We start from the raw sequence: 23,014 nt of genomic DNA, 5'->3' as shown, positions 1-23,014 counted from the left end.
GCCGCCGTGGACGTGCTCGACCAACACCCGGCCGAGGCGGAAGGGGATGCTCCGTGACCGCCTCACCTGAAACTGCCGTCCCGTCAGCGTCGCTGTGGCAGCATCGGGACTTCCGGCGCTACCTGACCGGCCAGACCGCCAGCGTGGCCGGCAGCTCCATCACCGCGATGGCCTTGCCGGTGCTCGCCGTGCTGGAGTTGGACGCCACCACCGCCCAGGTCGCCTGGCTGGCGTTCCTCGGGCAGCTCCCATCCGCATTGCTGGCGCTGCACGCCGGTGCGCTCGCCGACCGGCACTCCAAGCGGCGCCAGATGATCACCGGTGACCTGGTCAGTGCCGCCGTACTGGCAACCGTGCCCCTGGCTGCGGTCTTGGACGCGTTGACGTTGACGCAGCTCATGGTCGTCGCCGCGGTTCAGGGTGCCGCTGCCGTGGTGCACGACGCGGCGGCGATCAGCCTCCTGCCGAAGCTGGTCGACCGCTCGCTCATCCAGCGGAGCAACAGCCGCGTAGGTGCGCTGTTCGCGATCGCGGCGACCGGCGGTAGCAACGCCGGGGCAGCCTTGACCGCCCTACTGGGTCCGGCCCGCGCACTCCTGGGCGACGTGGCGTCCTACCTTCTCAGCGCCTGGTTCACCGCCCGTATCCAGACACGAGAGACCACCCCCGCCGCGCGAACCCAGAAGCACCGACTGCGGACAGAGATCGCCGACGGTTTGCGCTATGTGCACGCCGACCACCGGCTGATGGTGCTGACCTGGGTCAACGCGACGACGTCGCTGGCCCTTGCGCTGCTGAACACGCTGTGGGCCCTGTACCTGCTGCGGGTCCTGCATCTGAGCCCGACCGCCTTCGGCGTGGTCCTCGGGGTGGGCGCCCTCGGCGCAGCCGCCGGCGCGCTTGGCGCCCCGGTCGTCGCACGCCGGTACGGCCCGGGCCCGATGATGCTCGGCGCACTCGCCCTGACCCCGCTCACCCAAGTCCCCCTGCTGGTCGCCTCCCCGGGCCGGGCCTGGGAGGTCGCGATCGGCGGCGCGCTGTTCCTCCAGCTCGCATGCGCGGGAGCAGCGGGAACCACCCAAAGGTCGATCCGGCAGCTCATCACCGAGGACCGGATGCAGGCACGCATGCAAGCCGTCAGCACTTGGCTCACCTCGGGCGCCCGGCCGTTGGGGGCCGTACTCGCCGGCGGGCTCGGCACCTGGGCCGGGGTACGACCCGCACTGATTGCCGGTACGTGCCTCCTCGTCGTGCCCCTCGTCGTCTTGGCCCGCTCACCGCTGCGCGACATGCGTGACATGCCCGACCCACCGCACGGGCCGGACGAGACGGCACCCACCACCGCAGATCAACCACCCACCAAGGCCCTACCAGCTCCCACGTCCGCTGGGGACGACCTCCGGGAGCGAGCGATGGACGGAGGCACCTCTTGACACAGCCGACCACGGGCGCTGAGGCGGCGGCTCCGCCGATGCCCCCACCGCACGGCGCGACGGACACCACGGCAGCCCGCGCGGCGATGGTCACCCGCCTGGAAGAGGCCGGACATCTGCGCCCTGGCCCGGTGCGCGAGGCACTGCTCGCCCTGCAACGTGAGGTGATGCTCCCGCACGCATACGTCCGGGTCAGCGGCCCCGGCGCGGACCCCATCGACTGGCGCCTCCTGGACGGCTCCCACCCCGACGACCAGCAAGAGTGGCTCGACATGATCCACAGCGACGCTTCAATCCTCCTCCAACGCGACGGCGAGCCCCTCGACTCCCTCCCCCGCGGGCCGGTGACCGGCGGCCACATGACCTCCATGTCCACCTACACCCCCGCCACCGTCGAAACGCTTCAGACGCTGGAGCTCGCGGCCGGGCAGAGCTACCTGGAGCTCGGCCCCGGCCCCGGTGTCTCCCTCGCGCTCGCCGCCACCATCACCGGCCCCGGGTTCGCCACCGGCGTGGAGCGGGACGGCCACATGGCCGGCTTCGCCCAGCGGAACCTGGACCGCCTCGGCGTCGGCGCGGTGGTGGTCGAGGGCGACGCGCTCGATGGCCACCAGGCCCGGGCACCGTACCTGCGGATCCACTCCGGCATCGGCGTGCCCTGCGTCCCCAGGGCGTGGGTGGAGCAACTCGCGCCTGATGGGCGGCTTCTGACGACACTGGTGACCCGCACGCCGAGCTGGCCCGGGCAACTCCTCGTCACCCGCAGCCCGGACGGCAGTGTCCAGGCGGTGCTGCGGGGCAGACCGCGCGGATACCGGCCCCTGCTCGGCTACCGATGGCTCAATACCTGGGATCACCGAGCCCGCATCAAGGCTGTCCCCGGCACGGCACGGACCACGCGGCTGACGCCCCCGCCGGACGACGCCTACGGATTCTGGCTTGCCTGCGCCTACCTCGCCCCTGGTCTGGTCCGCAACTTTCAGGCCGAGACGATGACCATCGTCGCGCCGGACGACGACTCGTGGGCGATGGCCGGCCCGGGCGACGGCACCGTACGGATCCATGGGCAGCGTGACGTCTGGGCCGAGCTCGAAGAAGTGCACGCCCGTTGGGAGCAGGCCGGTCGACCGGAGACCTACCACGTCGATCTCACCGACGGCGCCGGTCTCCAGCACGTCACCTCCGGCCCCGGACCACGTGCCCTGAGCTGGGCACTGCCCGCGCTCGCCACCATCCCCCGGCAGGCGCCATGACCATGCCTGCCTACAGAGACCACACCGCTCAAACCCACCGCAGTCAGGAATTGCCCGTGCCGCCCTCCACAACCACCACCCAGTTCCGGCTGGGCACCAGGCCCAGTCCCATGGCCATGGAGCAGACCGGCCGGGTCGAGACCGAACTCCGCGCCCGCTATCCGGAGATCGACCTCCGCGTCATCAAGATCACCTCGCAGGGCGATGTGCACCGCGGCCCGCTGGCCGACATCGGCGGGAAGGGCGCCTTCACCCGCCGCGCCGACGAGCATCTCCTCGCCGGCCATGTCGAAGCCACCGTCGCGTGCGCCAAGGACGTCCCGGGCCCACACGACCGGGCCCCGGGTATCACGGTCGGCGCCGTCCTGCCGCGTGAAGATGTCCGCGACGCCCTGGTCCTGCCAGCCGGCCACCCACTGGCAACCCTCGACACCCTGCCGCCCGGCACCCGCGTCGGCACCAGCGCACCCCGCCGCGCAGCCCTCCTCGCATCCCTCCACCCGCACCTGGTGCCCGTCCCGATCCGCGGGAACGCCGACACCAGGATGAACGCGCTCGACTCCGGGACGCTTGGCGCCGACGTGATGATCGCCGCCCTGGCCGGACTTCGACGCCTCGGGCTCACCGACCGGGCTTCGCAAGTCCTCGACCCCACGGTGTGGCTGCCCGCGGCGGGGGCGGGCATCGTCGTCATCGAGCACCGCACCGACGACCACCAGACCCGTGACCTCCTCGCACCGCTCAGCCACACCCCCACCCGCGCGATCTTGGAGGCCGAGCGCTCCGCCCTGGGCGCTCTGCACGGCGGCTGCCTGACCGCCGCTTCCGTGCACGCGGTCCTCGAAGAAGAGTCCGGCCGCCTCACCGTGCACGCTGTCGTCCTGGACCCCACCGGAGGCACTCCCCTGCGCACGGTCACGACCGGCGAGGTGTCCGACGCCACCTCACTCGGAACACGAGCCGGGCATCAACTGCTGCATGCTGGCGCGGACAGGCTTCTGGGAGGACCCCGATGAGCGATCCCTCAACCGCCGGAGACAGCCAGTCCGACTCGAAGACCGCGGTGTTCCCTCCGCCGAGCGGGCACCACGACCAGGCGCGGATGCGGCAATCTCACACAGCTGCGGCCCGGCACGCGGCGTGGCTCGGCGCTGCCGCGATCATCACCGACGAGGTCGGCCGTGTCCTGCTGGTGCACCCCACCTACCGCACGGACGACTCGTGGCTGCTGCCCGGGGGCGTCGTCGAGCCCGGTGAACACCCGCACGTCACCTGCCGGCGCGAGATCATCGAGGAACTGGGCCTGGATCTGCCCCTGTCGGCCGTGCTCGCCGTGCACTCCTTCTCCCAGCACCACCCAGACCTCCGGCCAGGCGCACCCTGCCCCGGCGAGGTCCGGTTCGTCTTCGACGCAGGAGCCATCACCCCCGATCAGGTGGAGGCGATCCGCCTGCCGCACGAGGAGCTGTCCGAGTACGCCTTCCTCGAAACCCGGGACGCGGTAGAACGGCTGCGCCCCGTGGACGGACAGATCATGCTCGCCGCCTACCGTGCCCGGCTCGGAAACACCGCCACCGCCCACCTCGCCGACGGCCGGCACATCCTCGACGTCCCGGCCCTGGACCGGCACGACGTCCATGTCCGCTACCGGCCCTTGTGGGACAGCCCTCTCCACCGCGGCCCCGTCCCCGACCGGCTGCCCGTGCAGCAAGCCTGGGCGTGGTGCTTCGTCCCCGACGGCCGCGTCGTCGTGGTGGCCGATCCCGGCCCTCGGGGCGCGCTTCCGATGCTGCCCGGCGGCACCCTGGAGAGCACCGATGCGACGCCCGAGGACACCCTGCGCCGCGAAGCCGCCGAGGAAGCCCAACTCACCCTGGCAGACCCGGTACGCCTGGGCTGGGTGCTGGACGCCACCGGCGAGGTCTACGGCGGCGTGGGGCCCAACGCCCGGCTCCGCCTGGCCGCCCGGGTCACCGCTATCGGCCCGGCGGCCGTCGACCCCGCCACCGAACGCCCCTTCGCCCGCCTGCTCGCCACCCCAGCCCAGGCAGCCGCCCTGCTGGGCTGGGGCCCGCCCGGAGCCCGGCAAGCCCAACTCGCAGCAGAGACGGCACGCGAGCGGTGGGGCCTGCCCCTCGCTCGCCCCGCCGCCGTCGAGGAGATCCCGGCGGAGGGGATGCGGCTGAACTGACCCGACCGCCCCGCCTCGTTCCGCTCCATGACCCTCTGAGGTAGCCGCCATGCCGTTGTCGCACCACCACATCCGCACCACCATCGACGCCTACCTCGCTCGCCACCCTCACGAGCGCGAGCAGCTCGGCGCCCTCTTGGACGCCCTTGACCGAACGGGCGACGAGATCGCCAGCCGTTCCACCTTCACCGGGCATGTCACCTGCGGCACGATCGTCGTCGACCCGCTCGGCCGCGTCCTGCACGTGCTGCACCTGGCGAGCGGGAAGGTCCTCCCCCCTGGCGGACACACCGAACCCGCCGACGACTCCCTGGCAGCAGCGGCACTACGGGAGCTGCACGAGGAGACCGGGATCCCGCCCCGGGACGTCACGCCGTGGCCCGGCTACGAGACCGTGCCACTCGACATCGACATCCACGACATCGACGCCCACCCGGGCAAAGGCGAACCCGGACACCGCCACTTCGACCTGCGGTTCCTCTTCCGCCTGCACACCGCGACCGAGGTACCAGTCGTGCTGCAGGAAGAAGAGGTCGGCGGAATCGAGTGGCGGCCCGTGGACCGGGTGACCTCCCCGACCCTGCGCGAGAAGCTGCTCAAGCTCCCGCCCGTAGCCGCACGGGCGACGGCCAACGCCTCCGCCCTGATCTACAACGACCGCGGCGAGTACCTACTCCACCTGCGCGACTACTTCCCCGGCCGGATCTGGGAACCGGGCATGTGGTCCCTGCTCGGCGGCGGCAAAGAGCCCCAGGACGCCACCCTGGAACACACCGTACGGCGCGAACTGGCCGAGGAAGCCGGCCTCGACCTCGCCGACCTCACCCCGTTCGGCACCGAATACGCATCCGACGCCGGCGAGACCGTACCCATCGCCATCTACGCCGCCCGCTGGAACGGCGACCCGCGCGAACTCCACCTGACCGAAGGGGTGATGCTCGCCTGGTTCACCCCCTCAGACCTCCACCGCCTACGCATCGCCGACACCACCAGCGACCTCGTACGGCGCCACGCCGCCAGCCGCCCGGCCGGCACCGCGCCCCGGAGCGGGCCCGAACCCGAGGAGAAACGCCTGGCTTCGCCTCACGGCACGGTCCCCAACATCATCGGCGTCCACCTCTACCTGGAGCGGCCCGACGGTACGGTGCTGCTAGGGCTGCGCCACCCCGACTCCGCATTCGCGCCGTCCACCTGGCACGTCCTGGCCGGCCACTGCGAGCAGGAGAACGCCATCGCCTGCCTGATCAGGGAGGCAAGCGAGGAAGCTGGCCTACACATCGAGCGTCAGGACGTCGAACTCGTCCACGTCGTCCACCACATCGGCAAGCCCAAATACCCACCCCGCATGGGCCTGTTCTTCCGCGCCCGTACCTGGCGCGGCGAGCCGACACTGCGCGAGCCGGACAAGTGCACCCAGTGGAGATTCTGGGACCCCGCCGCGCTCCCCGACGACCTCGTCCCCTATACCCGACTGGCAATCGGGAAGATCCAGAACGGTGAGTTGTACAGCGAGACGGGCTGGCCCACATGACCGGCACACCGAGCGTCGCACACCGTCGTCTGTCCCCTGCGACTGCGGTCGGCCGCGAGGACTCCCGCCTCGTGGTGATTCGCGGCAACTCGGCGTCGGGCAAGTCCAGTGTGGCCCAGGGTCTGCGAGATCACTACGGCCGCGGTGTCGCGATCGTGGGCCAGGACGTGATCCGTCGGAACGTGCTCAGGGAGCACGACACCGCGCGCGGCGCCAACATCGCCCTGCTGGGCAAGATCGCACGCGAAGCCCTGGACGCCGGCTTTCACGTCGTGCTCGAAGGGATCCTGTACGCCGACCGCTACAGCCACATGATCATGTCTCTCGTACGGGACCACCGCGGCATCTCCCGCTGCTACTACCTGGACGTACCGCTGGAGGCGACGTTGGTCCGGCACGCGTCGAAGGCGGATGCCGCGTACCTGGAGGAGGTCACCGACAGCCACCTCGCCTCCTGGTACCGCGAGCTGGACCTGCTGCCCGGCGGTCTGGAGACCGTGATCCCGGCCGACAGCACACTGCAGGACACCACCGCGCGCATCCTCCACGAAACCGGCCTTGCCCCCACCTCCCCCATCCCGCCACCGCAGCGCAAGCCGTCACAGGGAGACTCGATGAACCCTCTGGTGCTGATGTCCGATCCGCAAGTCGCCGCGAGCCCCGTGCGCGAGTGCGGGGAACCGCTCGTCGACGTGCGGGACCACAGCTTCCGCGTCGATCCCCGCAAGCAAGATCCGCTGGGCGCGTTCGCCCACGTCCGCGAAGGCGTCCTGGCCCGATTGAAGCACGCCCGCTCGCTCCTGCCCGCCGGCACCGACCTGCTGTTCATCGAGGGCTACCGGCCGCTTTCCCTCCAGCAGCGCTACTTCACCGAGTACCGCGACGAACTGGCCACCGCTCACCCCGACTGGACACCTGAACAGCTGCACCAGGCCGCCAGCCGGTACGTGTCGCCACCGGAGATCGCGCCCCACTCCGCAGGCGCGGCCGTGGACGTCACCCTCGTCGACCAGGACGGCCACGAACTCAACCTCGGCACCCGTGTCAACGCCTCCCCCGAGGAGAGCGACGGGGCCTGCTTCACGCATGCTCCGAACCTCAGCGATCAGGCGCGCCACCATCGCACGCTGCTGCTCAACGCGATGGAGGGCTCGGGTTTTACGAACTATGGGACCGAGTTCTGGCACTTCTCGGTGGCGGACCGGTACGACGCACTGATGCGGCAGGAACCGCACGCACGCTACGGCCCGGTCGAACTGCCCTAGCACGACGGCAGCCTCGCCACCCACTCCGATCCGAAATCGCAGGAACGCGGCCACCGCCGCCTGGCCCGATTGCGACCCCGAGACCGCAACGGACGCATCGCGTCGAACGGAGGAGCGTATGCCTGACCACATCCAGCAGGCGATCCCGGCCGTCCCGAGCCGAGCGGCTGGAGACGAACCGCCCGAGCATCACATGCGCCTGCTCGGGCGGTACTACCGGCAGGTGGAAGCAGGGCGCAAGACGATCGAAGTGAGGGTGGCCACCCCGAGCAAGCGCGCCGTCGGCGTCGGCGACACGGTCGTCTTCCACGACCGGGATAGTGGGCGGGAACTCGACGTCATCGTGCAGCGGATCACCCCGTATCCCTCCTTCGAGGACCTGCTCAGCTCGGAGGACATCGCGCGCATCGACCCGGACGGGCCGCCCGGAGAGCTGCTCGCCAGCCTCCGCAGCGTCTACCCGTCGGCCAAGGAAGCGCTCGGCGTTCTCGCCTTCGCGTTCGACCATCGCCCTGCCCGGCCCGGCCGCCCGATGCCGATGACGGCCGAGGAGTACGCGCAGACCGTCCCGCACCACATGGTGTACGGCTGCCTGTACATTCGCGACGAACGCGACCGGCCGGTCCAGCTGCGCTCGGTCTACGGTTCGAGACTCTGGCAGTTCCCGGGCGGCAACCTGGACGTCCCGGGTGAGGATCCGTTGCAGACCGCCCGGCGCGAGGCGGTCGAGGAGACGGGCCTCGAACTCGGTCTGGACTCGCCGAAGCTGCTCCTGACGCACTTCCTGCACGCCGGGCCCCGGCTGCCGCTGAACAAGGTGGGGCTCGTCTTCGACGGAGGGCGGCTGAGTGCCGAGCAGCTCGGCCGGATCCGTCTCGATCCCGCCGAGCACGACATGTGGGCCGTCCACGACCTCGCGACCTGGCAGGAGCTGATGGCACCGCTCGCCTTCGCCCGCCTCGACGCCATCGAACGAGCCCGACGCGGCGAGGGCCCCGCGTACTTGATCACGCACACCTGACCCGTCGAACACTCACCAACCAGGAGGCAACCGTGCCCGCCGAGGACATCAACATCCGGGCTTGGCAGCTCTACGGCCAGCGCCAACTGGCCCGCGCCTACACCCCGCCTATCCCCGATCGGCTCGGCTGGACGCCCTGGGAAGGAGTCGGACCGGGAGCGGAAGTCCTCGGTGACGTCACGGGAAGACGCGTCCTGGACATCGGCTCCGGAGCCGGCCACCACGCCGTCCACCTCGCCCGGGCCCACGGAGCCCGTGTCACCGGGATCGAGCTGTCCCCGACCCAGCACGAACGCGCCGTCGGGGCCCACGCGGACGTTGACGGCGTGGACTTCGTCCAGGCTGACGTGACCGAGTACCTTGCCGGAGCCGAGCCGTTCGACGCCGCGTACGCGATCGGAACGCTCGCCTTCATCGACCCGCACCGCTCACTGCCCGCACTACGCGACGGACTGCGTCCCGGCGCCCCACTGATCCTCTCACTCCTGCATACCGACCTGCACGGCCGCGGTCCGTCCGCGGAAGTGGCGCCGCGCGAGCAGATGATCCTTCTGCGCGACGACCCGCCCCTGCCAACCCAGGTGTGGGTCCTTGCACCGCAGCTGTGGGAGGACCTGCTCACCGAGTACGGCTTCCGCGCCGAGGCAATCGACCTGTACCCGCACCCTGACGAGAGTGCCAGGGTCATCCAGCAGCTCATCCGCGCCCGGCGCCTTCCCGACCGGCCGACGCGCGTGTCCAGCCGGCCCCGCAGCACCTGAGCGCCGGCCGCCCACGCGGCCGTCGGCGTCGGAGCGATCCTGGTCAGCGGGCAGGGAATCCTGCTGGGCCGACATCGCCGCGGCACCCTCGAACTGCCCGGCGGAAGCGTGGAGGCCGGGGAGTCCTTCCAGGACGCGGTCGTCCGAGAACTCGCAGAGGAAACCGGCTTGGCCGCCCGGACCGGCGACGTCGGGCTTCTGGGCACGCTCGTCGACCACGTCGAAGGTGTCCTGCGGGTCACCGTCGGCGCCCTCGTCCACACCTGGCAAGGGCAGCCGATCACGCAGCCGGGCGAGAGCGTCGGGGACTGGGCGTGGTACCCACTCGATCAGCTCCCCGACGGCCTGTTCGTATGCAGCGCCCAAATCCTCACCGCCTGGCGGCCCGACCTGCCCATCGACCACCCGCCAGCGCACTTCACCGCCTTCGCCCCAGCCAAGTAGGCGGCGCATTGTCACAACCGCCGGCACAGATGCCCTCCCGCGGCACGACGTAGGTACCGCGCTCCGGTAGCACCGCACGTCCGCTCACCATCAAGTTGGACTGCTCCGCGTAACCAACGAAAGCCGTTCGGGGCGACCGACGACGCCGCGACCCTTCCAGGTGCGCAGGCTGATCCGCCCGTCTTCATAGCGTAGGACCTACACCGCATCAAACGGATCATCACTGGAGCGGCGGTACATTTCGACACGGCGAACTCCTTAATCACACGACACCCCCGATTCACCCGATACCACACCCGATTCACCAAGAGGTTTAGTTCAAATCTGCACCGCATAGCGCACAGGTTTGAGCCAGGACGTCTCAGATCCATAACGGGGCCATACACGGCCGCCGATAATCGGACACCTGCGGCAAGCCGCAAACATGCAGGTCAGCTGGCGATCCGATCCCGAACTCGGTCCGATTTGAATCGCTTTGGAATCATGATCAATTGCAGGCACGTGTGAATTGATACACATGTTTCCAGCCATGGCTGGTGTGTAGGTTTCGACTGCGTCCAGGTTCCCTGCGACCTCATTGAAGCGCTCTCGCGTCCAATCGCTCGCTTGTTTCAGCGATTTCGAGCGACCCCAACCCTGAGAGACGGGTGCGGGGACACACGCCGCCATCGCGGTCCGCGGTCGTTCCAATGCTGGGAACAGGACGTCATCAACGGGGGAACTGTGCCGCTCGGCTCCAGGGGAGCCGTCTCTGCAGGCTTGAAGGGGATAGTCAATGTTGTCGGGGAATCGCGGTCGCGACGGGGCGGGGTCCAGTTCGCCTGTCCAGCGGCGGGCGGGGCGCCGCTGGCGCGCCGCCGGGGATCGGACGGTGGAGCGTGACCTGCACCGCCGGCTGCGTCGTGAGCTGCGCGACCTGGGTGCTCAGTCACCCTTGGATGTGGAGGAGTTGGTCAGGGCGCTCAGCGTGAGGCGTGGGCGTCCGATTTCCCTGCGTCCCTATGCGCTGGAGAGGCCGGGGCCTTCAGGGTTGTGGGTCGACACGGCTGATATGGACATCGTCTTCTACCAGCAGGAGACGACCCGGCTTCACCAGCAGCAGATCATTCTCCATGAGATCCTTCACATCCTCGTCGCCGAGTGGGAGGAGAACGGGGAGGAGGCTGCGGAAGAGCCGGTGGACGGCTTCATCGAGCGCTGGGCCGCGCTCATCCCGGTGCTCGATCAAAGGCTTATCCGGCGAATCGCCCGTCGTTGCTCGTATACAGACAGGGTGGAGTGTTCGGTCGAGCTTGCGGCGACGATCATTTTGGAGTGGTCCTCGGTGGTCGATGCTCTTCCGCCTCTTTCGGATGACCCGGAGGTCCGCCGGGTACAGGCGGCGCTGGGCGACCGGCGAGGGTGGTTGTAAGCCATGGCGCCATACCTCCTGCTCATCATCTCCGTTGCCTTCGCGTGGAGGCTCTATCTGTGGTCGCGTGCCCCTCATGACGCTCCCACCCGGTCGGTGGCCCTCACGCTGCTGGCCATGGGACTGTCGAACGCGGTAGCCGGTCTGGGACGAGCCACCGACCTGGACGCGATCATCGGGCACGACATGGTGAAGCTGGTCGAGAACCTGCTGTTGTTGCTCGCGTGCTTCTTCCTGATGTGCTTTTACCTCCATTCGTCCGTCGGGCGAGCAGCGCGGCGTCGCGCTCGGGTGGAGGGGGTGGTCGTTGCCGTGGTCGCAGTGGCGATCACGGTTGCGGTGTTGAGCGCGCCTCATGGGGCGTTCAGCGAACCGTTTCGCACGGTGGACATGACGATCCCCCAGGTCGCCTGCTTCTATCTCGGCGCCGGCCTGTATATGACGTACGTGATTGCGTTGGCCGGACGGTGGTCCGCCCGCTATGCCCGTATGTCGAGTCGCCCTCACGCCACGGGACTGTGGGTGGCCGCGATCGGTCTCAGTGCGCTGGCGGTCGCCTGTGGTGTCCGCGCGGTCTTCGTCGCTGTCCGTTGGGGCGGGGGTGCCGTGCCGGGACCACTCTCCACCGGGGCGGCGGCTTTGGTGATGCTGTCGAGCCTGCTGTTCGTCACGGGTGTCACCTATTCAGGTGTCCGTGCGAGGGTCACCGCCGCGCGGTTGTGGTTGCGCCGGCGCCGGGATCACCGTCGACTGGAGTCGCTGTGGCAGTTGCTGATCGAGGTCTATCCGGAGAACCAGCTGCCGCCCGCGTCCCGCACGAGGTGGGATCAGTGGCGGGCCCGTGGTGTGCATCGCCGCTACCACAGGCGGATCGTGGAATGCCGTGACGGACTGGTTGATATCAGCCCCTACCTGCTGAGCGAAGAGGATGAACCCGGCCTTCTGCGCCTGGATCCCACGGAACTAGCCAGACGACTGCGGCATGCCTCCGCCGCGATCCAGCACGGTGCTCCGGTCCCGGAGCGGGCAGTGTCTTTGGCAGTGCCGCAAGGAGACGACCGGGACTCGGACGTCGGCGAGCTGATCGCCGTGTCCGAGGCGCTGCGGCTGACCACCTGACGACAGAAGCACAAAGGGGAAGCGAGAGCATGCTGATCACCGCCGACCGGGTCCTGACCGGCTCCGGAACGTATGTGGAGGACGGTGCTGTCCTCATCGAAGGTGACGCGATCACCGCCGTCGGGCCGCGGACGCAACTGGTGGCCCACTCCGACGCGGAAGGGGAGGAACTCACCTTTCCCGGTGCCACGGTGATGCCCGGCCTCATCGACTGCCACGTGCATCTCGTGTTCGACGGCGGCACCGAACCGTTGGCTGCCTTCCATGAATCGAGCGACGAAGAACTGCTGCACGGCATGCGCCTTCGTGCGGAGCAGCTCTTGTCGAGTGGGGTGACGACGGTCCGTGACCTCGGGGACCGCAACGGCTTGGCCCTGCGCCTCAGGCAGGAGATCGACCAGGGCGTTGCCGTCGGCCCTCGCATCGTGGCCGCGAGCACGCCCCTGACCACGCCAGGAGGACACTGCCACTTCCTCGGCGGTGAAGTCTCCGGCGAGGCCGCCATCCGTGAATTGGTGCGGCGCAACCTGGCGTCGGGTGCCGGAGTGATCAAAGTGATGGCGTCCGGGGGCGGCCTGACGAAGGACGGGCCGAAGAGCTGGCAGAGCCAGTTCTCCACAGGCGAGCTGCGGGCCCTGGTGGACGAGGCACATCGGGCCGGAGTGCCGGTGGCCGCGCACGCCCACGGGGCGGACGGCATCGCGGCGGCGGTGGACGCCGGCGTGGACACCATCGAGCACTGCACGTGGATGACGGAAGACGGCTTCGGTCTGCGCCCTGACGTCTTGAACAAGATCGTCGATCAGGGCATCGCGGTCTGCCCGGCCGTGGGTCCGCACTGGCGGGCGGCGGCGCGTGTCTTCGGTGAGGAGCGGACGAAGATCTTGTTCGGGCAGGTGCGGACGATGGCCGAGGCGGGCGTCCGGCTGATCGCCGGCACCGACGCCGGCGTGCAGCGGACCGGGTTCGGCGGGTCGCTCGCCGGGGCGCTCGGCTTCTACTCGCACGTGGGCATGCCGGCTGACAAGGTCGTCGACATGGCCACCGTCCGCGCGGCAGAGGCGCTCGGTCTCGGCGAGTCGACCGGCCGGATCGCGCCCGGGTTCCGTGCCGACCTGCTCGTCGTGGACGGCGACCCGCTGGCCGACCTCGAAGCGCTCAAGCAGATCCGTGCCGTGATCACGGCAGGGCACGTGCCGGAATTGGCCAGCGGGATCATCTCTTGTGCGAAAAACTTCGTCGCCTTGCGGAGAATGTCCCGTTCGGTGGCGAGTTTCTGCATCTCCTTGCGGGCTGCCGCCAGCTCCCGGCGCAGGGCCTCGTTCTCGGCCTGAAGCTCCTCGGCCGTCGGCGGGGAATCCACCGTGCTCTTCTCCGTGCTCGTCGTGCTGCCCCCGCCGTGGCGGGCCCGTTCGGCCCGCACCCAGTTGCGCAGCGTCTCGCGGCTGCCCCCCAGGTCCTTGCCGATGCCCTCGAAGGTGTGGCTCGGGTCCGACAGGTACAGCGCGACAGCGTCCGCCTTGAACTCGGGCGAGTAGACCTTCATCACCATAAAGATGCCTCCTACCCGGCCCCTGGCGGGGCCGGGCTCAGAGGTGTCCACCACTCGGGGACAGGTCCCGGCCGGTGGGAGGAAGCCGCACTGCCCGAACCGCCTGGCGTCAGCGGCCGGCGACGGACCCGGAACGATCATGGACGATGATGCCAGCGGACGCCATCCCCGCCCCTCCGAACAACGCACCCATCGTGACCAGCACCACGATTACCTTACGCATGATGAACCCACTCTCCTCGTCAGAAGCCCGGCACGAAGCCTGGGCACTCCACAGGTCCACAGGCTCCGAAGAGTTCCCCCTCGGGCCGCCGGACCGCCTTGTGGACCCCACCCTCTGGCCCGGCAACCGGTGCAGGTAGAGCAACATTGACTCATCCGGCACGACAGCACCCCGGCGAGCAGACACGAACGCCGCCTCGTAAACAGGCCATATCAAGAGCAAGAGGCCTATACCCACCAAGCGGTCCCAACCGGCCTGGAACCCGGTGCTCACCTCCTTCTCGTTCGGGAGTGTCTAATCAACGGCGGATCTGTTGATCATGGAGACGCCAAGTGAGTGAGATGACGATCGAGCACGAGTCCGTGGCTGAGCCGGTCGGTGCGGCCACGACGGACGAGCAGTTGATCGCGATGCTGGTCGACCGGGCCCGGAGCGAGGGTCTGCAACTGACCGGCGAGGGCGGGCTGTTGCAGCGGCTGACCAAGCGAGTGCTGGAATCTGCGCTGGAGGGTGAGATCACCGATCACCTCGGCTATGAGAAGCACGAGGCGGCCGGGAAGAACAGCGGCAACAGCCGTAACGGCACCCGGCGAAGACAGTGCTGACCGATGTCGGCCCGGTCGAGGTCAGGGTGCCCAGGGACGTGGCCGGCAGCTTTGAGCCGCAGATCGTGAATAAGCGGCAGCGCCGGCTGACCGGAGTGGACGAAATGGTGCTGTCGCTGTCCGCGAAGGGCCTCACGCACGGGGAGATCTCCGCGCACCTGGCCGAGGTCTACGGGGCCGAGGTGTCGAAGCAGACCATCTCCACGATCACCGACATAGTGATATCCGGGTCCCCGGTGGTCGTGACCCAATCACTGACTGATGTCGGCGTACACGTGAACGTGGCCCTGGCAAGATTTTCGTGAAGTCGGGGTGTGCCACCGTGCGCCGGTGACGCTCCGTCACTTGTGGCGGGACTGTCGTCGAGTGTGATGACCTCGTACGGATTGTGTCTCCGCACCTCGATGTGGTGCGGGTGGAGCGGGTGTGGGTGGCGGGCGGCGTGGTCCGCGTTGCGGCCTCCACGCGTGAGACGACGGTGGCCTGTCCGGATTGCGGCCGCGGTTCCGCGCGGGTGCACAGTCGCTACTGCCGCTCCCTGGCCGATGTCGCTGTCGGCGGGCGTCCGGTGCTGATCGAACTTTCCGTGCGGCGGCTGTTCTGCGACAGCCCGCGCTGCGACCGGCGGACGTTTGCCGAGCAGGTCGACGGACTGACCAAACGCTACCGACGCCGGAGCCCGCTGCTGCAGCATCTGGTGGAGATGACCGGCGTGCTCCTCGCCGGCCGCGGCGGCGCCCGGCTCCTGCAGATCCTGAAGGTGCCGCTGTCGCGGACCAGCGTCCTGTTCCACCTGATGCGCTTACCACTTCCGCCGGCTGCAACCCCGCGGGTCCTGGGCGTGGACGACTTCGCGCTGTACCGGGACGTCTACGGCACCCTGCTGGTGGATGGCGAGACGCGGTTGCCGATCGAGCTGTGGGAGGGGCGCGACGCGGAGCAGGTGACGGCCTGGCTGCGGACGCACCCCGGTGTCGAGGTGGTCTGTCGGGACGGGTCGCTGGTCTACCGCCAGGGCATCACCGAGGGTGCCCCGGAGGCGGTGCAGGTCAGCGACCGCTTTCACCTGTGGCAGGGGCTGTCGAAGCGGGTCGGGGACATCGCCGCCGCCCACCGCGGCTGTCTTGCCGCCGCGGTACCCGAGCCTGAAGCAACACCATCACAGGACGAACCTGTGGGACCGTCCAACCAGGCCGATACCCCGGCCCGGCGCCACGCGAAGCGGCTGTTCGAGGCGGTGCACGCGGTGACCGACACCGGCCGATCGATCAACGCCGCAGCCCGCGAGACGGGCTTAAACCGGCGCACCGTGAGCAAGTACGCCCGGGCAGCCACCTGGCAGGAATGCGTACGAACCAGCCGGCCCCGCCGGCCCACCAGCCTCGACCCCTACCTGGACTACCTGCGACAACGCTGGGAGGAAGGCGAGCACAACGCCACGGTGCTGCACCAGGAACTCCTCGCCAAGGGCTACCGCGGCCACTACCAGCGGATCAAAATGGCCGTCGCGCCGCTGCGCCGCGGCCTGCCGATCGACACGCCGCGCGAGCGGCCTCCCTCGCCCCGGCAAGTCGCCCGATGGATCACCACCACACCCTCCCGACGGAGCCTGCATGCCTCCGAGCAACTACGCCGGCTGTTCGAGCACTGCCCGGAACTGGACTGCACCCACGATCTGGTGCGCCAGTTCGCCGCCATGCTCGACACCCGCGACGCCGCCCCGCTGCCGGCCTGGCTCGAACACCTCACACGCTCCCGCCTCCCGCCCCTGGCGGGCCTGGCCAGCGCCATCCGGGAGGACCAGAGCGCGGTCGTGCAGGGCATCACCACCCCGTTCAGCTCCGGCGTCAACGAAGGCCGCATCACCGACCTCAAACTCCAAAAACGGATCATGGCCGGCCGCGCCGGAGTCCCACTCCTCCGCCACCGCGTCATCCACATGGCCATACTCCGACGCCACTACCAATAACAGAGCGTCACCGGCGCACGGTGGCACACCCCGACTTCACGAAAATCTTGCCAGGGCCACTTCAGGTCGTACCCCGACAACTGACGTCCTGCTGGGCTGTCCTTGCTTTGATCTGTCCGACCGCCGGGGCCCGGTTCCCAGGGCTCCGGTCGGGCTTCCGTGACTTCATAGCGCCTCTGTGTGTCAAGCCGCCTGAGCGAGGGGGTTCCGTTGGTCTCGCTTCATGATCCGGTAGACCACGTTGGACAGCCGTCGCTTCAGGGCCCGCCGGGCCTCGGACGGTGTCTTTCCTTCGCTGATCTTGCGGAGGTAGTAGTCCTGCCCGCGTCCGCCGTCGCGGATCTGGCAGACGGCGATGGTGTGCAGGACCGAGTTGAGCGCGCGGTTGCCGCCGGTGTTGAGTCGGTGGCGGACGTTGTTGCCGCTGGAGGCGTCCAGGGGCGCGCTGCCTGTGTAGCTGGCGAAGTGGTGCTCGGTGGGGAAGCGGGTGACGTCGCCGACGTGTCCGAGGACCTTGGCGGCCAGCACGGTGCCCAGACCCGGGAGGCGGGTGAGCGTGGTGCGGGTCGCGGCCAGCGCCTCGCGCATCTGGATCTCGTTGTCCTTGACCAGTCGGTCCAGGCGTCGCAGGTCGGCCAGCAGGTCGCGGGCTATGTCGCGGCGGCAGTTGTCCGTGGCGGTCACGGGGCGGATGCCCTTCATCGCGGCGGCGGCCTTGTCGGCGGACAGGCCGGTGGCCACGCCGCCGGGCAGCAGGTCGCGCAGGACGGCGTGGAGCCGGTTCAGAACACGGGTGCGCTCGTGGACCAGGTCGTCACGCCGCTCGGTCAGCAGCCGCAGGATCGTGGTCTGATCTTCGGCGGCGACCTGTCGCAGGTCGGGGCGGAACAGGGCGACTTGGGCGACGTGGCGGGCGTCGGCCTCGTCGGTCTTGCGGTTGCCGCCGGTGGCCAGCATCCGGGCCCGCGCCGAGAGCGTGGCCGGCACGTCGACCACGTGCTCGCCCGCGGCGGCCAGCTGCTGGGCGAGGGAGCGGCCGAGCCCGCCTGCGCCCTCGACGGCGAAGCGCCGCTCGGCCACTGCTCGCACCAGGTCCTGAGCTGCCGGAAGGTTCCGGCGTTGACGACGAACCGGCGCCGGGCCAGCTGGTGACCAGAGGCGTCGACGGCGACGGCGGTGTGGGAGGACTTGTGGGGGTCGATACCGATCAGGATCACAGGATGGCCTTGCACTCGACGGGACCGGGGAGGGAGTGCGGTGGGCATCCTGACTTGAAGTCACCGTGTCGTCCTCATGCCTCTGTCGAACCACACCGCGCGGGTGTCGGCCGGCGGCGGCACGCTATGAGAGAGCCAGCCCAGCGGCGGCAAGGAGCACTGCGGGCCCGTGCCGACCGACACCCTGGACGCTACGGCTGCAGACCGAGCATCTGGGTCCGATTCAACAAGTCAGGAGCCTGGCAAGAGGCCCCCTGACTGTCCTGTCTGCCCTTTCCGGCCGGAGCTACCTTCGGCAAGGAAGGCATCTCCAGCATGACAGGCACAGAGGCTGCGGACACGAGGGACCAGTTCGTGGTCGGCGGGGTGGACTCGCACGCCGACACCATCCACGTCGCCGTGGTGACCGACCGGGGCGGGCACCTCGCCGACGCCCAATTCCCCACCAACGCTGCTGGATACGCCGCCGCGATCGTCTTCCTGGAGGCCCACGGCACCGTCGCCGCCGTCGGCGTGGAGGGCACGTCCTCGTACGGCTCCGGCTTCACACACGCCGCCCGGCAGGCCGGCCTGGCCGTCGTCGAGGTCAACCGGCCCGACAAGGCCGAACGGCGCAGGATCGGCAAGTCCGACCCGATCGACGCATACGCCGCGGCCCGCGCCGTCGTCTCCGGACGCGCGACCAGCGCTCCGAAGGACGGGGCCATCGTCGGGATACGCGCTCTGCAGACCGCCGCCCGCTCGGCGATCAAGGCCCGCACCGCGACGCTCAACCAGATCACGCACCTCCTGATCACCGCCCCCGACGCCATCCGCGCCAAGTACAGCGCATTGTCCGGTGACAAGCGCGTCACCACCCTTGCCCGGCTCCGGCCGGCCAGCGACCCCGCGCACTCCCCGCTCCTGACGGCCCTGCGGACGCTGGCCAAGCGGGTCCAGAGCCTGACCGAGGAACACACGGCCCTGACCGGGGAGCTCGACCAGCTGGTCACCATCCTCAACCCAGGCTTGCGTGCCGCCTATGGGGTGGGTCCGGACACCGCCGCCCAGCTGCTGATCACCGCCGGTGCGAACCCGGCCCGCCTTCGCACGGAGGCTTCCTTCGCCGCCCTGTGCGGCGCGGCACCCGTCCCCGCTTCGAGCGGGAAGACGAACCGGCACCGGCTCTCCCGGGGCGGCGACCGGGCGGCCAACGCCGCTCTCTACCGCATCGCGCTCGTGAGGATGGCCCGATGCCGGCGCACCCGCGAGTACGTCGCCCGACAGACCACCGCCGGACGCACGAAGAAGGAGATCATCCGACTGCTCAAACGCGCGATAGCCCGCGAGGTCTTCTGGCTCTTGACCACCCCGGTCCAAGTCCCCGAGATCGCGGACCTCCGTCCGGCCCGGCAGACGAAAAACATCACTCTCACCGCCGCCGCCAACCACTTCGGCGTGTGGCCCGCCGTCATCTCCAACATCGAACGCGGCCTCCGCCGCGACGACGCCTTCGCCGATGCCTACCGCCAGTGGCTCACCGCCGCTTGACCGACGATAGGAGCATCAAGGTGATGGAGGGCATGGCCGAATGGCAGAACCGCCCACTGGACCGCGTCTATCCGGTCCTGTTCGTGGACGCCATCAACGTCAAGATTCGGGATGGTCAGGTCGCGAACCGGCCGATCTATGTCGTGATGGCCGTCACGGCCGAGGGCACCCGCGACATCCTCGGCATCTGGGCCGGCGACGGCGGCGAGGGCGCGAAGTACTGGCTGCACGTGTTCACCGAGCTGAAGAACCGCGGCCTGGACGCAAGGCCGCGGAGTTAAGCGCCGGGACCGTCCGTCAAGAGGGTGATCTCGCTGTATGCGGCGGATGTGGCAACGGGACCTCTGGTAGGTGAGGGATCGACCAAGATCTACTCGCCGAAGAGGTCCCGTTGACCAGCCAGTGTGCCACCACCGTGCCCGAACCCCATGGACGTGAAGAAGAACTCCTTCTCGCGCCGGGCCACTTGGGAGACCTGACTCGGTATCTTCCCGTTGAACTCGTCGATGCGGTCCTGGAGGAGAGCCGGGTCCTTGAGCGTCGGCGGCGTCTCCTTCCGTCACGCGTCGGGGTGTACTTCATCCTGGCCCTGTCCCTGTTCCCCGCGCTGGGCTATCTCCGGGTATGGGACAAGCTGACGGCCGGACTCGCGAGGCGGAACGCAAGCCGGCCGAGCGAGAAGGCCCTTCGTTGTCTGCGACGGCGCCTGGGGCCGGCTCCGCTGAAGGCACTGTTCGACGTGGTCGCCGGCCCCATCGCGCAGCCCACCACCCCAGGCACCTGCTACCGACGCTGGCGAACCGTCGCCTTCGACGGCTGCAGTGCCATCAAAGTCCCCGACTGCGAACGGAACCGGGCCTGGCTGGGCAAAGTCCAGGCCCGACTCGGCTGGGCCGGATACCCCATGATGCGCCTGATGACACTGTGCGAGACCGGCACCCGCGGGCTCCTCGGGGCCGAGTTCGGGCCGACGAATGAGTACGAGGCCGCGTACGCCCGCCGACTGCTGCGGTTGGTGAACGCCACCATGCTCGTCCTCGCCGACCGCGGCTTCGACGCGGACGACTTCCTGTCCGACACGGCGGCCACCGGCGCGCAGTTCGTCATCCGGATCACCGCCCGACGTCGCCCGGCCATCTTGGCGGTGCTACCCGACGGCTCGTACTTGACACGGATGGGCACGCTCAAGCCGCGGGTCATCGACTCGACGATCACCATGAGCACTGCGACCGGAGAGACGCTCTGTGAGCAGTACCGCATCGCCACCACGCTGCTGGATCACCGCCGCGATCCGGCCGAAACCCTGGTCGGGCTCTATCACGAACGGTGGGGTGCGACACGAAGTCGCACGAGATTGAGTGAACTACCTGATCGGAGGATCGACTTGATGTCGACAGCGTAGTTCCGGGCCAGTGCTCAAGGCCCGTCCCCACTTCGACATGCGTCGCCGGTAACGGCGGGGTGTGGAGCTCGAAGGAGAAGCCCAAGGGCCCCCGTGCCATCCGGGGATTACAGGCAAGGGGAAGACCGGACGGGTGAACGCAAGTGAACCCCTGATGATGCTTCGTGATCGTGGGCCCCGCCGATGGACTGCTCCAGCGGGGTGCAGGACTGGTCGCTGAGAAGCGGCAGGCGCCGGCTGAAGACCCAACGTCAGCCGGGAGAGCATCGCCGTCCCGGAGTTTAGGGGGCACCCACCCCGGTCGTATCTCACTCGTGTGGAACGTGGAAACCCCGCTGGGGTCCGGACGCGACAGCGTCCGGTCAGCCGACCGTAAGGAAGGCCCAACTCCCCAGCGGGCACAGGATGACCCAAGAAGCCAACGCCGGTCGCCGAAAGGCAGCGGGAAACCGGGGCAGATGACCAGCGCCTCCGCTGGTCGCCTCGCATAACCGGCCGGATACGGGCTCAGCCCGGACCCGCAAGGGTGCTGACGTGGGTCAGGTGGGCCTGTGAGGACCGGATGACCATCAACGCTGAAACCGAAGGGCAAGTTGGACACCGTGGCGACAACATCTCCCGTGGCGGACACCGTCCAGGACGACAGTGCCGTCACGGCGAACGGACCTGAGGACGACATCACCGACTGGCAGTCGATCGACTGGCAGGGCGCGGAGAACGAAGTACGGCGGCTGAGGCAGCGGATCTTCACGGCATCGCAGGCAGGGGACCTCAAGAAGGTCCGCAATCTCCAGAATGTCAAGCCCCGGGTTTCGTGGAGTGTGAGTTAGCTGGTTTTCTGGAGTGACGCAGGGGGTTCAGCTGCGGAGTAGGCAGCCTCGTGCTCGGCCGGGGTGATGTGGCCGAGCTCGCCGTGGAGGCGGCGCTGGTTGAACCAGTCGATGTACTCGGCGACGGCGATCTCGATGTCGTTGATGCCGGTCCACGGTCCCTTGTTGCGGATCAGTTCGGCCTTGAAGAGGCTGTTGAACGCCTCGGCCAGGGCATTGTCATACGAATCGCCTCGTGAGCCGACCGAAGCCACAGCAGCCTCTTCCGCGAGGCGTTCGGTGTAGCGGATAGCACGGTATTGAACGCCGCGGTCCGAGTGATGCGTGAGACCAGTGAGGTCGGCGCCGGTGTGCCGGCGGCGCCAGATCGCCATCTCCAGCGCGTCGAGGGCGAGGTCGGTGTAAAGGGTGGTAGCGACCTGCCAGCCGACGACCATGCGGGAGAAGACGTCGATGACGAAGGCGGCGTAGACCCAGCCGGAGAAGGTTCTGATGTAGGTGATGTCGGCAACCCACAGCTGGTTCGGTGCAGTTGCGGTGAACTGCCTCTCGACCAGGTCGGCGGGCCGGTCGGTCTCGGGAGCGGGCCGGGTGGTGCGCGGGCTCTTGGCCCGGATCACTCCGCGAAGTCCTGCCGCCCGCATGAGACGTTCGACGGTGCAGCGGGCCACCTTGTGTCCCTCGCGGACCAGAGCGGCATGGACCTTGCGGGCCCCGTAGACCCCGTAGTTGTCGGTGTGGATCCGGCGTATCTCCTCGGTGAGCTCCGCATCGCGCAGGCTGCGGGCCGACGGCGGACGGCCCTGAGCGGCGTAGTAGGTGCTCGGCGCGATCGGCGCGTCCGTCTCGGCGAGGACGTCACAGATCGGCTGGACGCCGAACGTCTCCTTGTACTGGTCGATGTAGGCGACCTTCATCGCAGTGGACGGTCCAGCTCCGCGGCGAAGAAAGCCGAGGCGGACTTCAGTATCGCGTTCGCCCGTCGCAGTTCCTTCACCTCCCGCTCCAGTTCCGCGATCCGGGCGGCCTCTGTGCCCGTGGTCCCTGGCACGACGCCCTCGTCGGCCTCGGCCCGCTTGACCCACCCCCGCAGAGCCTCGGGGTGCACGTCCAGCTGGTCGGCGATGCGCTTGATCGCCCCGGCCCTGCCGACCGGGTCCTTGCGGGCCTCGACCGCCAGACGCGTCGCGCGTTCACGCAGTTCGTCGGGGTACTTACGGGGAGCAGCCATGATCGGCATCCTTCCGGGTCTTCGAT

The 23,014-nt window shown here is 69.0% G+C and carries 16 protein-coding genes and 5 pseudogenes; 18 read left to right on the top strand and 3 right to left on the bottom strand.

Going from position 1 to position 23,014, the window contains the following annotated elements:
• The first annotated feature begins 53 nt into the window (after positions 1–53).
• From V1460_RS12970 to V1460_RS12915, 12 genes and pseudogenes are all read left to right on the top strand, one after another.
• The gene (locus V1460_RS12970; protein ID WP_338673876.1) at positions 54–1,433 is read left to right on the top strand and encodes an MFS transporter; all 1,380 of its coding nucleotides are present in this window, start codon (positions 54–56) and stop codon (positions 1,431–1,433) included.
• Positions 1,430–2,686, top strand: a complete 1,257-nt coding sequence (locus V1460_RS12965; protein ID WP_338673875.1) for a methyltransferase — start codon at positions 1,430–1,432, stop codon at positions 2,684–2,686. Before V1460_RS12970 ends, V1460_RS12965 begins: the two co-directional genes overlap by 4 nt.
• 56 nt (positions 2,687–2,742) lie before the next feature.
• Entirely contained in the window at positions 2,743–3,702 is a 960-nt protein-coding gene (gene hemC, locus V1460_RS12960) for a hydroxymethylbilane synthase (protein WP_338673874.1), read from the top strand.
• Positions 3,699–4,877, top strand: coding sequence for an NUDIX hydrolase (locus V1460_RS12955; protein WP_338673873.1), 1,179 nt, complete (start codon positions 3,699–3,701; stop codon positions 4,875–4,877). The genes hemC and V1460_RS12955 overlap by 4 nt, the downstream gene beginning before the upstream one ends.
• Positions 4,878–4,926: 49 nt before the next feature.
• Complete coding sequence (locus V1460_RS12950) at positions 4,927–6,408, top strand: NUDIX domain-containing protein (protein WP_338673872.1); 1,482 nt, start codon at positions 4,927–4,929, stop codon at positions 6,406–6,408.
• Positions 6,405–7,673, top strand: coding sequence for a M15 family metallopeptidase (locus V1460_RS12945; protein ID WP_338673871.1), 1,269 nt, complete (start codon positions 6,405–6,407; stop codon positions 7,671–7,673). The genes V1460_RS12950 and V1460_RS12945 overlap by 4 nt, the downstream gene beginning before the upstream one ends.
• A gap of 118 nt (positions 7,674–7,791) precedes the next feature.
• Entirely contained in the window at positions 7,792–8,694 is a 903-nt protein-coding gene (locus V1460_RS12940; protein ID WP_338673870.1) for an NUDIX domain-containing protein, read from the top strand.
• A gap of 32 nt (positions 8,695–8,726) precedes the next feature.
• The gene (locus tag V1460_RS12935) at positions 8,727–9,455 is read left to right on the top strand and encodes a class I SAM-dependent methyltransferase (protein WP_338673869.1); all 729 of its coding nucleotides are present in this window, start codon (positions 8,727–8,729) and stop codon (positions 9,453–9,455) included.
• Positions 9,456–9,485: 30 nt separating this feature from the next.
• Positions 9,486–9,899 (top strand): annotated as a pseudogene (locus V1460_RS12930) (NUDIX hydrolase); the annotation flags it as partial.
• A gap of 871 nt (positions 9,900–10,770) precedes the next feature.
• Complete coding sequence (locus tag V1460_RS12925; protein WP_338673868.1) at positions 10,771–11,310, top strand: hypothetical protein; 540 nt, start codon at positions 10,771–10,773, stop codon at positions 11,308–11,310.
• Between the two features lie 3 nt (positions 11,311–11,313).
• Entirely contained in the window at positions 11,314–12,429 is a 1,116-nt protein-coding gene (locus V1460_RS12920) for an MAB_1171c family putative transporter (RefSeq protein ID WP_338673867.1), read from the top strand.
• Between the two features lie 29 nt (positions 12,430–12,458).
• On the top strand, positions 12,459–13,763 hold the full coding sequence (locus V1460_RS12915; protein WP_338673866.1) for an amidohydrolase family protein: 1,305 nt from the start codon (positions 12,459–12,461) through the stop codon (positions 13,761–13,763).
• A 23-nt stretch (positions 13,764–13,786) separates the two neighbouring features.
• Here V1460_RS12915 and V1460_RS36300 read toward each other — a convergent pair.
• A pseudogene (locus V1460_RS36300) lies at positions 13,787–13,981 on the bottom strand (transposase); the annotation flags it as partial.
• 633 nt (positions 13,982–14,614) lie between these two features.
• Here V1460_RS36300 and V1460_RS12910 point away from each other — a divergent pair.
• Both V1460_RS12910 and V1460_RS12905 read left to right on the top strand, forming a co-directional pair.
• A pseudogene (locus V1460_RS12910) lies at positions 14,615–15,033 on the top strand (transposase); the annotation flags it as partial.
• 164 nt (positions 15,034–15,197) lie between these two features.
• Complete coding sequence (locus tag V1460_RS12905) at positions 15,198–16,778, top strand: ISL3 family transposase (RefSeq protein ID WP_338673865.1); 1,581 nt, start codon at positions 15,198–15,200, stop codon at positions 16,776–16,778.
• A 183-nt stretch (positions 16,779–16,961) separates the two neighbouring features.
• Here V1460_RS12905 and V1460_RS12900 read toward each other — a convergent pair whose 3' ends face one another.
• The gene (locus V1460_RS12900) at positions 16,962–17,867 is read right to left on the bottom strand and encodes an IS110 family transposase (RefSeq protein WP_338673864.1); all 906 of its coding nucleotides are present in this window, start codon (positions 17,865–17,867) and stop codon (positions 16,962–16,964) included.
• Positions 17,868–18,310: 443 nt separating this feature from the next.
• On the opposite strand from V1460_RS12900, the gene V1460_RS12895 reads away from it, so the two are divergent.
• From V1460_RS12895 to V1460_RS12880, 4 genes and pseudogenes are all read left to right on the top strand, one after another.
• Positions 18,311–19,525 (top strand): IS110 family transposase, encoded by a 1,215-nt coding sequence (locus V1460_RS12895; protein ID WP_338673863.1) that lies wholly within the window; start codon positions 18,311–18,313, stop codon positions 19,523–19,525.
• A pseudogene (locus V1460_RS12890) lies at positions 19,519–19,785 on the top strand (transposase); the annotation flags it as partial. The gene V1460_RS12895 and the pseudogene V1460_RS12890, both read left to right, overlap by 7 nt.
• 131 nt (positions 19,786–19,916) lie before the next feature.
• Positions 19,917–20,855: pseudogene (locus V1460_RS12885) on the top strand (transposase domain-containing protein); the annotation flags it as partial.
• Positions 20,856–21,529: 674 nt separating this feature from the next.
• A complete protein-coding gene (locus tag V1460_RS12880; RefSeq protein ID WP_338673862.1) occupies positions 21,530–21,757 on the top strand; it encodes a reverse transcriptase N-terminal domain-containing protein in 228 nt (75 codons plus the stop codon).
• Here V1460_RS12880 and V1460_RS12875 read toward each other — a convergent pair.
• Positions 21,754–22,988 (bottom strand): IS3 family transposase gene (locus V1460_RS12875; protein ID WP_338671464.1). Its coding sequence is split into 2 segments (ribosomal slippage): positions 21,754–22,709 and positions 22,709–22,988, totalling 1,236 coding nucleotides; the frame shifts between segments, so codons are not numbered across the junction. The genes V1460_RS12880 and V1460_RS12875 overlap by 4 nt on opposite strands.
• Positions 22,989–23,014: the final 26 nt, after the last annotated feature.

Origin of the sequence: Streptomyces sp. SCSIO 30461 (genome assembly GCF_037023745.1) — a bacterium.
Taxonomy (GTDB): domain Bacteria; phylum Actinomycetota; class Actinomycetes; order Streptomycetales; family Streptomycetaceae; genus Streptomyces.
The sequence above is the reverse complement of the archived record's forward strand: the minus strand, read 5'-3'. Positions and strand labels throughout refer to the sequence as shown.

Coding starts and splice junctions, on each gene's coding strand:
- V1460_RS12945 (WP_338673871.1), top strand. CDS start 6,405: ATGACCGGCACACCGAGCGTCGCACACCGTCGTCTGTCCCCTGCGACT.
- V1460_RS12920 (WP_338673867.1), top strand. CDS start 11,314: ATGGCGCCATACCTCCTGCTCATCATCTCCGTTGCCTTCGCGTGGAGG.
- V1460_RS12940 (WP_338673870.1), top strand. CDS start 7,792: ATGCCTGACCACATCCAGCAGGCGATCCCGGCCGTCCCGAGCCGAGCG.
- V1460_RS12950 (WP_338673872.1), top strand. CDS start 4,927: ATGCCGTTGTCGCACCACCACATCCGCACCACCATCGACGCCTACCTC.
- V1460_RS12915 (WP_338673866.1), top strand. CDS start 12,459: ATGCTGATCACCGCCGACCGGGTCCTGACCGGCTCCGGAACGTATGTG.
- V1460_RS12955 (WP_338673873.1), top strand. CDS start 3,699: ATGAGCGATCCCTCAACCGCCGGAGACAGCCAGTCCGACTCGAAGACC.
- V1460_RS12895 (WP_338673863.1), top strand. CDS start 18,311: ATGACAGGCACAGAGGCTGCGGACACGAGGGACCAGTTCGTGGTCGGC.